The organism is Liquorilactobacillus capillatus DSM 19910, assembly GCF_001434915.1.
In the GTDB taxonomy this organism is placed as follows: Bacteria; Bacillota; Bacilli; order Lactobacillales; family Lactobacillaceae; genus Liquorilactobacillus; species Liquorilactobacillus capillatus.
On sequence record NZ_AZEF01000008.1, the window covers coordinates 40,780 to 54,806 of the forward strand.

The 14,027-nt window shown below is 37.0% G+C and carries 12 protein-coding genes; 11 read left to right on the forward strand and 1 reads right to left on the reverse strand.

Annotated elements, in window-relative coordinates:
* Positions 1 to 377 precede the first annotated feature (377 nt).
* Both FC81_RS01920 and FC81_RS01925 read left to right on the forward strand, forming a co-directional pair.
* Positions 378 to 2,207: an APC family permease gene (locus tag FC81_RS01920; RefSeq protein WP_057742542.1), complete on the forward strand. Its 1,830-nt coding sequence runs from the start codon at positions 378 to 380 to the stop codon at positions 2,205 to 2,207.
* Positions 2,208 to 2,447: 240 nt separating this feature from the next.
* Complete coding sequence (locus FC81_RS01925) at positions 2,448 to 3,605, forward strand: glycosyltransferase family 4 protein (RefSeq protein WP_057742544.1); 1,158 nt, start codon at positions 2,448 to 2,450, stop codon at positions 3,603 to 3,605.
* 136 nt (positions 3,606 to 3,741) lie between these two features.
* Here the strand turns inward: FC81_RS01925 and FC81_RS01930 are convergent, their stop codons facing one another.
* Positions 3,742 to 4,392 carry a YigZ family protein gene (locus FC81_RS01930; protein WP_057742545.1) on the reverse strand — a complete coding sequence of 217 codons (651 nt, stop codon included), beginning with the start codon at positions 4,390 to 4,392 and terminating at the stop codon, positions 3,742 to 3,744.
* Positions 4,393 to 4,448: 56 nt separating this feature from the next.
* On the opposite strand from FC81_RS01930, the gene FC81_RS11070 reads away from it, so the two are divergent.
* The 9 genes from FC81_RS11070 to FC81_RS01970 all read left to right on the forward strand — a co-directional run bounded on the left by FC81_RS11070 (position 4,449) and on the right by FC81_RS01970 (position 14,016).
* Positions 4,449 to 5,171 carry a DEAD/DEAH box helicase gene (locus FC81_RS11070; RefSeq protein WP_235804614.1) on the forward strand — a complete coding sequence of 241 codons (723 nt, stop codon included), beginning with the start codon at positions 4,449 to 4,451 and terminating at the stop codon, positions 5,169 to 5,171.
* A gap of 161 nt (positions 5,172 to 5,332) precedes the next feature.
* Positions 5,333 to 5,776, forward strand: coding sequence for a helicase-related protein (locus FC81_RS11085; protein WP_235804615.1), 444 nt, complete (start codon positions 5,333 to 5,335; stop codon positions 5,774 to 5,776).
* Positions 5,773 to 6,468: a ComF family protein gene (locus FC81_RS01940; protein WP_057742547.1), complete on the forward strand. Its 696-nt coding sequence runs from the start codon at positions 5,773 to 5,775 to the stop codon at positions 6,466 to 6,468. Before FC81_RS11085 ends, FC81_RS01940 begins: the two co-directional genes overlap by 4 nt.
* A 136-nt stretch (positions 6,469 to 6,604) precedes the next feature.
* Complete coding sequence (hpf, locus tag FC81_RS01945; RefSeq protein WP_057742549.1) at positions 6,605 to 7,159, forward strand: ribosome hibernation-promoting factor, HPF/YfiA family; 555 nt, start codon at positions 6,605 to 6,607, stop codon at positions 7,157 to 7,159.
* 229 nt (positions 7,160 to 7,388) lie between these two features.
* Positions 7,389 to 9,752 carry a preprotein translocase subunit SecA gene (secA, locus tag FC81_RS01950; RefSeq protein ID WP_057742551.1) on the forward strand — a complete coding sequence of 788 codons (2,364 nt, stop codon included), beginning with the start codon at positions 7,389 to 7,391 and terminating at the stop codon, positions 9,750 to 9,752.
* A gap of 198 nt (positions 9,753 to 9,950) precedes the next feature.
* Positions 9,951 to 11,070 (forward strand): peptide chain release factor 2 gene (gene prfB, locus FC81_RS01955; RefSeq protein WP_187327400.1). Its coding sequence is split into 2 segments (ribosomal slippage): positions 9,951 to 10,022 and positions 10,024 to 11,070, totalling 1,119 coding nucleotides; the frame shifts between segments, so codons are not numbered across the junction.
* 95 nt (positions 11,071 to 11,165) lie between these two features.
* Positions 11,166 to 11,861, forward strand: a complete 696-nt coding sequence (gene ftsE, locus FC81_RS01960) for a cell division ATP-binding protein FtsE (protein ID WP_057742554.1) — start codon at positions 11,166 to 11,168, stop codon at positions 11,859 to 11,861.
* The gene (ftsX, locus tag FC81_RS01965; protein ID WP_057742555.1) at positions 11,842 to 12,729 is read left to right on the forward strand and encodes a permease-like cell division protein FtsX; all 888 of its coding nucleotides are present in this window, start codon (positions 11,842 to 11,844) and stop codon (positions 12,727 to 12,729) included. Before ftsE ends, ftsX begins: the two co-directional genes overlap by 20 nt.
* Before the next feature lie 135 nt (positions 12,730 to 12,864).
* Positions 12,865 to 14,016 (forward strand): PDZ domain-containing protein, encoded by a 1,152-nt coding sequence (locus FC81_RS01970; protein ID WP_057742556.1) that lies wholly within the window; start codon positions 12,865 to 12,867, stop codon positions 14,014 to 14,016.
* The last annotated feature ends 11 nt before the right edge of the window (positions 14,017 to 14,027 follow it).

Genomic DNA, 14,027 nt, shown 5'->3' on the forward strand with positions numbered 1-14,027 from the left:
CTGTACCGCCTAGTTTTTTTACTTGATGAGGATTACTTCCCTAACTGCTATTAAATTATCATTGAATAAAGATTAGGGGATAAATGTTTTCTATAAGGATCGTTAAAGCCGGCTTTTTTTAAGAAGACAGTTGAGTTCAAGTTTTTATACTTAAAAATGGTGCATCTCTCTGTAAAATGTGATAAATTGATTGGATGAGGTGTGGTGCTCAGTTTTACAGACTGAATAGGCAGGCTTCTTTTTTAATATTTGAATTCATTTTCAGTATTTTGAAGGAAGACTTAGCCAGCATATCTTTTATTATCAAACGGGTGTAGAATAAACTTACTTGATTTTAAAAATAATTTTTTAGTAAGGATATAAAAGGAGTAAGGAAAATGTGGCGTTATTTAAAACGGCTGCTAATAGGTAAGCCGTTGAAGACAACTGATGAAGGTGGACAATCATTAACCAAGTTTAAAGCATTAGCATTACTTTCATCAGATGCGTTATCATCAGTTGCATATGGTACTGAGCAAATAACAGCTGTTCTAGTTGTTTTGTCTGCGGCTGCCACGTGGTATGCAATTCCTGCGGCTGGGATTGTGCTTGTTTTGTTATTTGCAATCACGATGTCATACCGACAGATTATTCATGCTTATCCGTCAGGTGGCGGGGCATACATGGTTGCTACAAGAAATTGGGGAACCTCTATTGGTTTAGTTGCTGGGGGATCTTTATTAGTAGATTATATGCTGACAGTTGCTGTTTCTGTAACTTCTGGAACAGAAGCGATTACTTCTGCTATACCGATGTTGCGTGAACACAGTGTCGCAATTTCAATTATCATTGTTTTGTTTATCATGACACTTAACCTGAGAGGAATGCGTGAATCGGCTTCGTTTTTGACGACCCCAGTCTATCTCTTTATTATTTTACTGATTATAATGATTTGTTGGGGATTATTTAATATCGTTACAGGAAAGCTTAATTATGAAGCAGCTGCTCCTGTTGGGAGTTTTGTTCCTGGGATGTCATTGGTGCTGTTTCTTAAAGCATTTTCAGCGGGGTCATCATCATTGACTGGGGTTGAGGCTATCAGCAACGCTGTCCCCAACTTTAGAAAGCCTAAGAGGAAGAATGCTGCGAATACGTTAGCAATTATGGCGATCGTTTTGGCTGCTTTCTTTGCAGGCGTGACTTTTTTAAGTTATTATCTGGGAATTATTCCCAATTCCAAGGAAACAGTTTTATCTCAAATAGGGATGGCTGTTTTTGGACATGGTGTCTTTTATTATTTATTGCAGCTTTCAACGGCAATGATCTTAGCAGTTGCAGCTAATACTGGTTTTTCGGCTTTCCCGATTTTGGCTTACAATCTTGCTAAAGATAAATTTATGCCACATATGTATATGGATAAGGGAGATCGCTTAGCTTATTCAAATGGAATTATTTCACTAGCAGTGGGGGCAATTGTACTGATCTTGATTTTTAAGGGGCAAACGAGCCTCTTAATTCCGCTGTATGCAGTCGGTGTTTTTGTTCCCTTTACATTATCACAATCAGGAATGATTATTCATTGGATCAGAGAAAGAGGCCGGAACTGGATCGTAAATCTATTATTTAATTTCTTAGGTGCCTTTATTTCATTAGCGTTAGTGGTTTTTCTGTTTTGGTTGCATTTTGGAAATGTTTGGCCATACCTAATTATTATGCCGGTTTTGATCTATTTATTTTATAAGATTCATGATCATTATATTACTGTAGCAACGCAACTAAGACTAAGGCAAGAAGCTAATTTGCATGAATATAATGGTTCAACGGTAGTGGTATTAGTCAGTTCTGTAACACATGTAACCACCGGTGCTATCAATTATGCGCGGTCGATTGGTGATTATGTTATTGCAATGCATGTTTCATTTGATACGAATCCTAAAAAAGAACATGAAACGGCAAATGAATTTAAAGAGTCATTTCCTGATGTTCGTTTCGTTGATTTACATTCATCGTACCGTTCAGTAGCATCTCCAGTTCTACGTTTTTGCGATGTGATTGCTAAGAACTCAGCTAAGAAAAATTACACGACAACAGTTCTAGTACCGCAATTTGTTCCCCGTAAACCATGGCAGAATATTTTGCATAATCAGACGAGCCTTCGGTTGCGTGCAGTTTTAAATTCACGTGAAAATATTATTGTGGCAACTTATAGCTACCATTTGAAAAAGTAGGTTCGTTAACTAGTACTCAATAGGACCGCAGCAGTCATTATTAGCTGATTGCTGCGGCCTATTTTTATGTGAATAAACGCTTAAAAAGTTAAATCTGCGGAATAAATGGCTTAAGTTTGTTAATGTTTGCGTAAATACCCAACGATCTATGCTATAATAGGCTTCAGCTAGTCCAAGAGCAATTATTTAAACTAATTATGAGTTCTTTTTTGGATGATTATAAAAGAAAGAGGACGGCATATGTATTTGATTATGGTATCTTTATTTGCAACGGCTTTACTATCATTATTATTAACGCCGTTAATACGCAGACTGGCCTTTAAAGTGGGAGCCGTAGATAATCCCAATACAAGACGTGTTAATAAAATTCCAATGCCTACAATGGGCGGTCTGGCAATTTTTATTGCTTTTAACGCCGCTAATTTTTTCTTGTTAAGGAAACAATATCCGACAAATCAAGTATGGATTTTATTTATTGCTGAATGTGTGATTATTGCAACCGGCATAATTGATGATATTTATGAATTGAAACCAAAACAAAAAGTTATCGGAATTACTTTAGCAGCTCTAGTTGTTTACTTCTTTGCGCATGTAAGAATGACTACCTTGACTGTTCCATTTTTGGGAACTTTAGATTTAGGATGGCTGAGTCTTCCAATCACAGTCCTATGGATTTTAGCTATTACAAATGCAATTAACTTAATAGACGGTCTAGATGGTTTAGCGACCGGTGTTTCAATTATTGCCCTGTTTACAAGTGGTTTAACGGGCTTTTTCTTTTTAAACACCACAAGTACTTTTGTTTCTATTATGATGTTTACGTTGGTTGCAGCATTAATCGGCTTTTTACCATTTAATTTTCACCCTGCTAAAATTTATTTGGGGGATACAGGCGCTTTGTTTATTGGTTTTATGATTTCAGTTTTCTCGCTTTACGGGTTAAAGAATGCGACATTTATTACAATCGTTATTCCAGTTATTATTTTGGGAGTCCCCATTACTGATACAGTTTATGCGATTTTGCGGCGAATTTTAAATAAAAAACCAATTTCACAAGCGGATAAACATCATTTGCACCATCGATTACTAGAGATGGGCTTATCACATACGCAAACGGTGCTTGTTATTTATGGAATTGCCCTAATATTTTCCTTTATTTCACTGCTATATCCTATCTCAAATGTAGGAGGGTCTATTTTACTAACAGTTGCAACTTTGTTAGGTCTGGAGCTATTTGTTGAATCAATCGGTTTGGTCGGCAGTCAACGGCGACCGTTGTTGAAGTGGATTGGTAAGATGATGAAAAAGGAAAGTCGACTTTCAACTCATTTAGGTAAAAAAAGTAAAAGTAATAAAGGCAATAAAGGTAATAAAGACAATAACAACAATGAACATTAAGAATTACTTAATTAATAAATTATAAATAGTTCAGCCTATGATTTAGACTGTAAACGCGAAATGAATAAGGTGACGGATCAAAAACTGATTTTTTGATCCGTCACCTTATTTTGTTGTTGTGGAAGCCATCAAAGTTTTAATTTTTAGAATGTAAGTGGTAGTCATGTTCAATATAGCGTTCAGGGCCTTCTTCAAAACTAACACGAGCACTTAATAAATCAATTATTGCCTTTTCAAATGCTTCAACTTGAACCGACTCAACGGCAACTTGGATTGTGACAGCTTCAGTAAAGGCAGTATCGATAAGTAAAATGTTGTTTTTTTCGAGAAAGTTCTTTAAAGTCTTGTGCTGAGAGTAAGTAACTTTAACATAAATAACCTTTTGCAAAGTACATTGAACAATTCCGATTGTTTCCAATGCAGTTACTGTAGCCTGTGTGTAGGTACGAATTAATCCACCAGTTCCTAGCTTGATTCCTCCAAAAAAACGAGTTACCACGGCAGTGGTGTTTCTTAATTCGTTTTTTTTAAGGACCTCAAGGATTGGAATGCCAGCAGTTCTAGCTGGTTCACCGTTGTCACTTTCACGTTGAATCTCATTGTGTTGTCCAATAACATAAGCAAAGCAATTATGGTTGGCTTTAGGATAATTAGCTTTTACATCAGTAATAAACTTTCGAGCTGTATCCTCATCTTTTGTGCGTGCCAGACTACAAATGAAATCAGACTTCTTAATGGTGATAGTAGCATTTCCAGTTTTTTTAATAGTTAAGTATGAATTAGACATTTAGTGTAGCACTCCTTAAAATGCGTATTTTTAAGCTGAAAGGTGGTAAAAGTTTGATGAATGAGAGTGAAGCTTTTGGAAGACTAGCTAGCGTTAAGAAGACTGAGCTAGAGCAGCTTAACTTGCAGGCAGGAACGGTGCTGCCTGCGATCGAAGTTAAAGCAACGGAGATCATCTGTAACCGCTGCGGTCAAAAAAGCAGTAAAAGAAGAGCTGCGTTACCGAATGAACAGTATTTTTGTCCCCAGTGCAAATTACTAGGGCGGCTTAGTACACTAGATGTATTATACACCATCCCTGAACCGAATAGATTTGTTGAAATATATGAACCCTTAAGTTGGCAAGGTGTTCTCTCTGAACCGCAAACTCGTTGTGCACAAGACTTAAAGGTAGTTGTCCAGCAGCGAAAGGCTCATTTGCTATGGGCAGTAACAGGTGCCGGTAAGACGGAGATGTTATTTGAAGCACTGGCATACGCAATTAAGCAGAAGATGCGGATATGCTTGGCTTCACCACGCGTTGATGTCTGTAATGAGCTATTTCCGCGTTTAAAAAAAGCTTTTCAAGAAGTAGATATTTTACTGCAGCACGGTAGACAGGAACAGACTTATCGCTATACACAATTTGTAGTTTGTACGACACATCAGTTGGTGCATTTTTATGAAGCCTTTGATGTTTTGATAATTGATGAAGCAGATGCTTTTCCATTTGTGAATGATAAAATGTTGAAGCGTGCAGTCGAAACGGCACGTAAAAAAAAAGTACCCTGTTATTGTTGACGGCAACACCCACGAAAAGACTGTTGACCGAAGTAAAAAGAAAGAGGCTAAGTTTTAGTTATTTACCGCTCCGTTATCATGGGTATCAGCTACCCGTACCCCGAATCAGACTTACACCTAATTGGGAAAGATTGTTAAGCAAGAAAAAACTACCTACCATAATGAAAATAAAAATTAAAGCTTGGAGTAAGACAAGACGTCCCTTTTTAATTTTTGTTTCAAAAATTGCACTACTGACGACAACCTACGATGCTGTCCAAAAAGTATTGCCAGCAGAGGTTAAAGGCACGACAGTTCATGCTGAGGACCCCCAGCGAATTGAAAAAGTCAGTGCTTTACGCGAAGGAAAGATTATTTTTCTAATTACAACAACTATTCTTGAACGCGGAGTGACCTTTCCAGGGTTAAATGTTTTAGTTTTAGGAGCAGAGGATAGTATTTTTACTAGTTCAGTTTTAGTTCAAATTGCTGGAAGAGTTGGTCGGAGTATACATTATCCGACGGGTGATATTCTTTTTTTATGTCAAATGGTAACACGAACTATAAAAGGGGCGATTAAACAGATTATGTTTTTGAATAGAAAAGGAAGGAAATTGCTAGGATGAATAGGTGCTTGGTCTGTCACCAAACAGTAGAACAGCAGTTAACATTTAAGTGGCTTTTTTCGTTTGGTCAAATGCAAGAAAAAGATATTTGTGAAGAGTGCTGGCAAAAGTTTATTCCGATTCAAGCTAATGAACGATGTAGTGGCTGCGGTCGTAAACAAGCCAAAAATAGTTTGTGTTACGATTGCTCCCGGTGGCAGAAAAACGGTCAAACAGTACTTTTAAAGAACCGGGCATTATTTGTTTATAATGAAGCAATGCAACATTTCATGGAAGAATATAAGTTTAAGGGTGATTACTACTGGCGTTATCTTTTTCAGGATATTTTTGAACAAAATCTGCATTATTATTACCGTAAAGATTGGATTTACGTGCCGATCCCAGTCGATGAACAAACTATGTCTGTGAGGGGATTCAATCAAGTTATAGGCCTGTTGCGGACACCGGCTACGACTGTTGCTGCATTAAAGATGAAACATTTTACTAAACGAACGAAACAATCGCATAAGAACCGTGCGCAGAGATTGGCAACTAAGCAACCCTTTGAATACGTTGAAAATAAAAGTATTACAGGTAAAAAAATATTACTACTAGACGACGTCTATACAACTGGGAGAACGCTTTATTACGCGCAAGAGCTATTATTACAAGCAGGAGCTGAATGTGTTCAATCTTTTACCTTAGCACGCTAAATTAGCATAATGAGAAAGATATTATTTGTTAAATACAACGTTTTCTTTTATAATAGAGATAGCATAAATGAGTGGAATCATAAACACTTGTTACGCATGAAAGTGCGGTGCGTAGTTGTGAAAGGAGAGGTTTGTTATGCTAAAATATAATATTCGCGGGGAAAACATTGAGGTAACAGCTGCTATTCGAGGTTATGTTCAGAAAAAATTGAATAAACTTGAGAAATATTTCGAGGATACATCTAATTCGACGGCCCATGTAAACCTAAAAGTTTATTCAGATAAGACTTCAAAAGTTGAAGTTACCATTCCATTACCATATTTGGTGCTGCGAGCCGAAGAAACCTCGCCTGATATGTATGCTAGTGTTGACTTGGTAACTGACAAGTTAGAACGGCAAATTAGAAAATATAAAACAAAAATTAATAGAAAATCACGTGAAAAAGGCTTCAAAGAATTTCCAATTTCAGATGTAGCTGATAGTAAAACAGATAAAGAAGATGATAAATTCGATATTGTTCGAACAAAGAGAGTTTCTTTGAAACCAATGGATAGTGAAGAAGCTGTGTTACAGATGGACATGTTGGGGCATAATTTCTTTATCTATGAAGATGCAGAAACAAGTGGGATCGATATTGTTTATCGACGTAAAGATGGTCGATATGGCTTGATTGAAGCAAGTGAGAATTAAAAATAATTAAGAGTAAAATAAATTTTACTAATAGGTAAGTAATCGGTCTGAGAGTGGGGATATGACCGATACTTACTTATTTTTATTTTTTCAGTAGTGGTTAGTTTAAAATATCGCTGCATGTTTAAAAATTGATTAAAAAATGCTAGAATAAAGAGCAATACCAGCTTTTAAACAACTATCTGTTATAGTTGCATTAAACGGAGTGTTTTTAGAAAGGAATTATGAAATGGTTAATGTCCTTAAAAAATGGGTTGAGAGTGACAAACGAGAAATTAAAAGATTAAGTAAAATTGCAGACAAAGTTGAGGCGTATGCTGATGAGATGGCTGCGTTAAGTGATGAAGAATTAAAGGCAAAAACGCCTGCGTTAAAAAAACGTTATAGTGATGGTGAAACGTTAGATGATCTACTGCCAGAGGCTTTTGCCACTATTCGTGAAGCTGCTAAGCGTGTTTTAGGACTGTATCCTTTTAGGGTCCAGATATATGGAGGAATTGTACTTCATGAAGGTAACATTGCTGAGATGAAGACTGGTGAAGGTAAGACTTTGACTGCTACAATGCCTGTTTATCTTAATGCTTTAGCTAGTAAAGGGGTTCACGTTGTAACAGTTAATGAATATTTAGCTTCACGTGATGCAACTGAAATGGGTGAGCTATATACTTGGTTAGGTCTTGAAGTGGGGTTGAATGTCTCTAACAAAACACCTGACGAAAAAAGAGATGCTTATAATAGTGATATTACCTATTCAACGAATAGTGAATTGGGTTTTGACTACTTACGCGATAATATGGTTGTTTATCGTGAAGATATGGTTCAGCGTCCACTGAACTTTGTTGTCGTCGATGAAGTTGATTCAATTTTAATTGATGAAGCTCGAACACCGTTAATTATTTCAGGTCAGGCTGAAAAATCAACCACACTTTATACGAGAACAGATCGGTTTGCTAAAACGTTGACTGAAAAAGATGATTACAAAATTGATCTAGAGTCAAAGACCGTTTCGTTAACTGAAGAGGGAATTCAAAAAGCTGAAAAATATTTTGGGCTTGAGAATCTTTATGATCCAGATAATACAGCTTTGACTCATCATTTAGATAACGCGCTACGTGCTAACTTTATTATGCTACGTGATAAAGATTATGTTGTCTCGGATGGTGAAGTTCTGATCGTCGATCAATTCACTGGTCGTATTATGGATGGACGGCGTTATTCAGATGGCTTACACCAAGCGATTGAGGCGAAGGAACACGTTGATATTCAGCAAGAAACAAAAACTATGGCGAATATTACTTACCAGAACTTTTTCCGGATGTATAAGAAAATTGCTGGGATGACTGGGACTGCTAAGACAGAGCAAGAGGAATTTCGAGAAATCTATAATATGGAAGTTATCTCAATTCCAACAAACAAGCCTGTTCTACGTGAAGATCGACCTGATTTGCTCTATCCAACATTAAAGAGCAAATTTAAAGCAGTTGTAGAGGATATTAAGCAAAGACATGAAAAGGGGCAACCAATCTTAGTCGGAACAGTAGCTGTTGAAACTTCAGAACTGCTAGCACATCTACTCGATAAGGAAGGCATTGCTCATGCAGTTTTAAATGCTAAAAATCATGCTAAAGAAGCTGAGATCATTACTAATGCTGGACAGCGTGGAGCTGTTACAATTGCAACTAATATGGCTGGTCGTGGAACGGATATTAAATTAGGTGCAGGTGTTAAGGAAATAGGCGGCTTAGCTGTGATTGGAACAGAACGGCATGAATCCCGTCGAATTGATAATCAATTACGTGGACGTTCCGGCCGTCAAGGGGATCCAGGTTTGACCCAGTTTTATCTTTCACTAGAAGATGACTTGATGCTGCGTTTTGGTTCAGAAAGAATTAAAGCAATTTTGGAAAGATTCAAAGTTGATGATGATGATGCAGTAATTCAAAGTAAAATGATTTCACGTCAGGTTGAATCTGCACAAAAGAGGGTTGAAGGTAACAACTACGATACTCGGAAGCAGGTTTTACAATACGATGATGTGATGCGTGAACAACGTGAAGTGATCTATGCACAAAGACAACAAGTAATTATGGAAGATAAATCACTTAAGCCGATTATTATGCAGATGATCAGGCGGACAGTTGAACATGTTGTTCAAATGCATACACAAAAGGAACAAAAAGACTGGAATTTACAAGCTGTTCTGGATTTTGCGGTTGCAGCAATGGTCAATGAAGACAGCATTTCTCTTAGTGACTTAGAAGGTAAAAAGCCAGAAGAAATTGTCGATTATTTAATGGATCGTTCTGAAGCTAATTATGCACTTAAAGAGAAACAATTATATGATGCTAGTCAGATGCTTGAGTTTGAGAAGGTTGTACTCTTACGAGTGGTTGATTCAAAATGGACAGATCATATCGATCAAATGGACCAATTACGACAATCGATTGGTTTGCGGGGCTATGGACAGTTAAATCCACTAGTTGAATATCAAACTGATGGTTTTAGAATGTTTGAACAAATGGTGGGCGATATTGAGTATGATGTCACACGCTTATTTATGAAAGCCGAGATTCGTCAGGATATCAAACGATAGAAGAAGTGAGCCAATGGTCGTTAGGCTTCAAGCCCTAACTGCAAGTTGTGCGTATAGTCCGTTTTTTGACTATGAACAACTAGTAGTTAAGTGAAGAAGGCTGACCATTGAAACCTGTTAATGGAATGATACCAACTTAAATCAAAAGTACTGGGTCAAAATACAATATTTGACTCAGTTTTTTTAAAGGAGAAAAAAATGGAACTTAGTGAAGCAAGACATGAAATAAAAAAGGCAAAAGAAAAAGTCGCAGACTTTAGGGGGTCTCTTTGACTTAGATGGTCTTAATGAACGAATAGCTGAAAATGAAACCAAAATGGCTGACCCAGATTTTTGGAATGACCAGCTGAAAGCACAGAAAGTTATTGCAGCAAATAATGAGTTAAAAGCTAAATTTGATAATTTTAATACACTTGCTGAAGCACTTGAAGAATTAGAGGTTTTACTTGAATTATTACAGGCAGAACCGGATGATGTGGAAATGAAAAATGAATTGGAAGAGAAATTAGCTAAAACACAAAAAAAATTACAAAAGTACCAGCTTGAACTTTTGCTAAGCGGAAAATACGACCATAGTAATGCTATTATTGAAATTCATCCAGGTGCTGGTGGAACGGAATCACAGGATTGGGGTGCGATGCTTTTGAGGATGTATAGCCGCTGGGCTCAACAGCATGAATTTGAAGTTGAGACAGTTGACTACCTTGCGGGAGAAGAAGCAGGAATAAAAAGCGTTACCTTACTGATTAAGGGAAATAATGCCTATGGCTATTTGCGCAGCGAAAAAGGCGTCCATCGTTTAGTGCGTATTTCGCCTTTCGATGCTGCAGGAAGACGGCATACATCTTTCGCATCAGTTAATATCATGCCGGAACTTGACAACAGCGTTGAAATTGAATTGCGGCCCGAAGATGTAAAGATGGAAGTTTTTAGGTCAAGTGGTGCGGGTGGACAGCATATTAACAAAACATCTTCTGCAGTTCGGTTGATTCATATTCCAACGGGAATTGTTGTTTCAAGTCAGGCCCAACGTTCGCAATTTCAAAATAGAGCTACAGCTGAGAGTATGCTACGTTCAAAGTTGTACCAGTTGAAATTAGAGGAACAGGAGAAAAAAAGAGCTGAGATTCAAGGCCAACAGCTTGAGATAGGTTGGGGTTCACAGATCCGGTCGTATGTTTTTCATCCGTACTCAATGGTTAAAGACCATCGAACAGGTTACGAGACGGGAAATGCTCAGGGAGTGATGGACGGAGAACTGGATGATTTTATCAATGCTTATCTACAATATAAACTTCAAGAAAAAAATCCTAGCTAAAAAATTGAAATTTATTTGTAATCTTTTTGACATCTTAGGAACCCTACAAATGATATAATACTTGGGTGTGTATCAGAAAATGAGGGGGTATCCTTTTGATTGAGTTTAAACGCGTCTTTAAAGAATATGATAACAAGATTACTGCCGCTAATGATTTCAATATTACAATTAAACAAGGAGAGTTTGTCTATGTTGTTGGACCAAGTGGGGCTGGTAAATCAACGTTTATCAAGATGATGTATCGGGAAGAAAAGCCAACATCTGGTCAGATAAAAATAAATAAATTTGAGCTTGGAAAAATTAGAGATAGAGATGTTCCTTTTCTTAGACGTGAAGTTGGAGTGGTCTTTCAGGATTTTAAGCTGCTACCCAAGTTAACGGTATTTGAAAATGTAGCATACGCTTTGCAGGTTATTGAGAAAGCTCCAGCAGAGGTTAAGGCTCGGGTGGAACGGGTTCTAAATTTAGTTGGGTTAGCTGATAAAGCTGATACATTTCCTGATGAGCTTTCAGGTGGTGAGCAGCAACGGATTGCAATTGCACGAGCAATCGCGAATAAACCACAAATTTTAATTGCAGATGAACCAACGGGTAATCTAGATCCTAGGACCGCTAACGATATTATAAAAATAATTGAACGAATTAACAAACAAGGAACGACAATTGTCATGGCGACACATAATAGTGCTATTGTGAATAAATATAAACACCGTGTAATTGAAATTGACGATGGTCGTGTTATCCGGGATCAAAAGAGGGGGGGTTATAAAGATGAAAGCAATAACCTTTAAACGCCACTTGGTAGAAAGTTTTAGAAGTTTAAAGCGGAACGGTTGGATGTCAGTTGCGGCATTTAGTGCGGTTACAGTGACATTACTTCTTGTTGGGGCTTTACTTTCAGTCATAATGAATGTCAATAAGATAGCGTCTGACATTGAAAACGATGTACAAGTACGGGTCTTAATTGATCATGGAACATCCCCCCAGCAACGGGAAGCTTTGAAGAAGAAATTAAGTAGGCTTGATAATGTTCAGAGTATTAAATTTTCAAGTAAAAAACAGGAATTAAAAAATGTTGTCGGAAGTTATGGAAATGATTTCAAACTTTTTGCTGGAGATGACAATCCACTAAATGATGTTTATATTGTTAAAGCTAAAAAGCCGGCACAAACTATAGCAGTTGCTAAAGAAGCACGTACGATGAAAAATGTTTATGCTGCTAAATACGGTGGAACATCAGCTAAGAAGCTGTTCAAAGTAGTGGCCGGAGTGCAAAAATGGGGAACGGCAATTAGCTTGCTATTACTTTTTGTGGCTGTCTTCCTAATATCCAATACAATAAAAATTACTATTTTATCACGGCGAAATGAAATTGCTATTATGCGTCTGGTTGGGGCTACCAACAGTTTTATCAGATGGCCTTTTATTCTCGAAGGAGCATGGACTGGCCTTTTTGGAGCACTTCTTCCGATCATTGTTGTTGATATCGGATACGTGTGGATTCATGGCTTACTTTCGGCTTCACTTGCTAGCACGAATTACCGGTTACTCTCACCAGGAGTCTTTTTGATACAGATCGATATTTTAATGATCTTGATAGGAATTATTATCGGAGCTATCGGTTCTGGTGTTTCAATGCGTAAGTTTTTAAAAATTTAGAAATAAAATACTATTAGTACATTTGAGAAGTTTGTACTGATAGTATTTTTTTCTATTTAATTATGCAATTTTTGTACTTAAAGATATAAATTGCTATACTGTGATTAAGAATTACCTTAGGAGTGTGAAACTTAAATGTGGTTTTTTAGCTTATTGGCGCAGTTTTTTATGCAGCCTGCCTTATGGATATGTTTTCTAGTAACTTTTATCATCTACCAGTATCGGATAAAAAATGAACGTTTAAATTTCCGGATAGCGATCAACCGTGATTTCTATGAGGGCAGACACCTTGTGAAGAATGGTTTTTTGTTTGGCTTATGCGGTTCAGGTCTCTTTTTCTTGCTTGGAGTAGGTGTCCCTATGCAATGGATTATAGTATATGAAATTTTAATTTGTTTAGGTTTACTCTTATTTTTATTCATTGATAGTGGTATTTTTACACTGCTGGTAAGCTTACCTTTATTATTTTTTTTACAACAAATAACAACGGAAGAATTTTCTCTTCTTAAAAAAATTAGTATTGATGAACAAGTCCTTTTAACTAGTGGGCGTTCTCTTTTTATTTTAACGGCACTTTTTTTCTTGTTTAGATATTTAATGTTACGGCATGTTAATCAGTATTTACTTGTCCCCAGCATTCACGAGGGGAAACGTGGCCGACGGTTAATTAAATATACATGGCAAGAATCAGCTTTGGTACCGTTGCTAATTTTGATACCAGGTGATACCTTTCATAGTATGGTTAACTTTTGGCCGGTGTTTATGTTTCACGGGCAAAAATTTGAGTTATTTATTTTACCCTTCTGGATTACAGGAACTATCAAGTTTTGGCGACAGCCGTTGACATCGGCTTTGAAAAAAGTACGTAAACAAGCTATCTATGGGCTCGGATATAGTGTAGCTTTTATTGTGCTTACAAGTTTCTGGCCACGATTATCAGTGTGGGGATTGCTGTTGTTAGTTGTTCTATTAGGTATCCAGGCCTTTCTATCTGCAAGAAAAGATCGGCGTGAAGGGCGTTGGTATGCAGAAACAAAAAGTGGGGTTCGTGTTGTTGCAGTACAGCCGCATACGCCAGCCGCTAAGATGAACTTAAATATAGGTGATGTCATTATTTCATGTAATGGTGTCAAGGTTGCTAACGAAGAAGAGTTATATGCAGCATTAAAGCTAGACTCAACTTATTGTCATTTTAAGATACGGACATATGAAGGTGAATTGAAATTAGCAGAAAGTGCTATTTTTGCAGATTCACCACATGAAATAGGGTTAATTATATTTCATTGATTTTGGAGGGA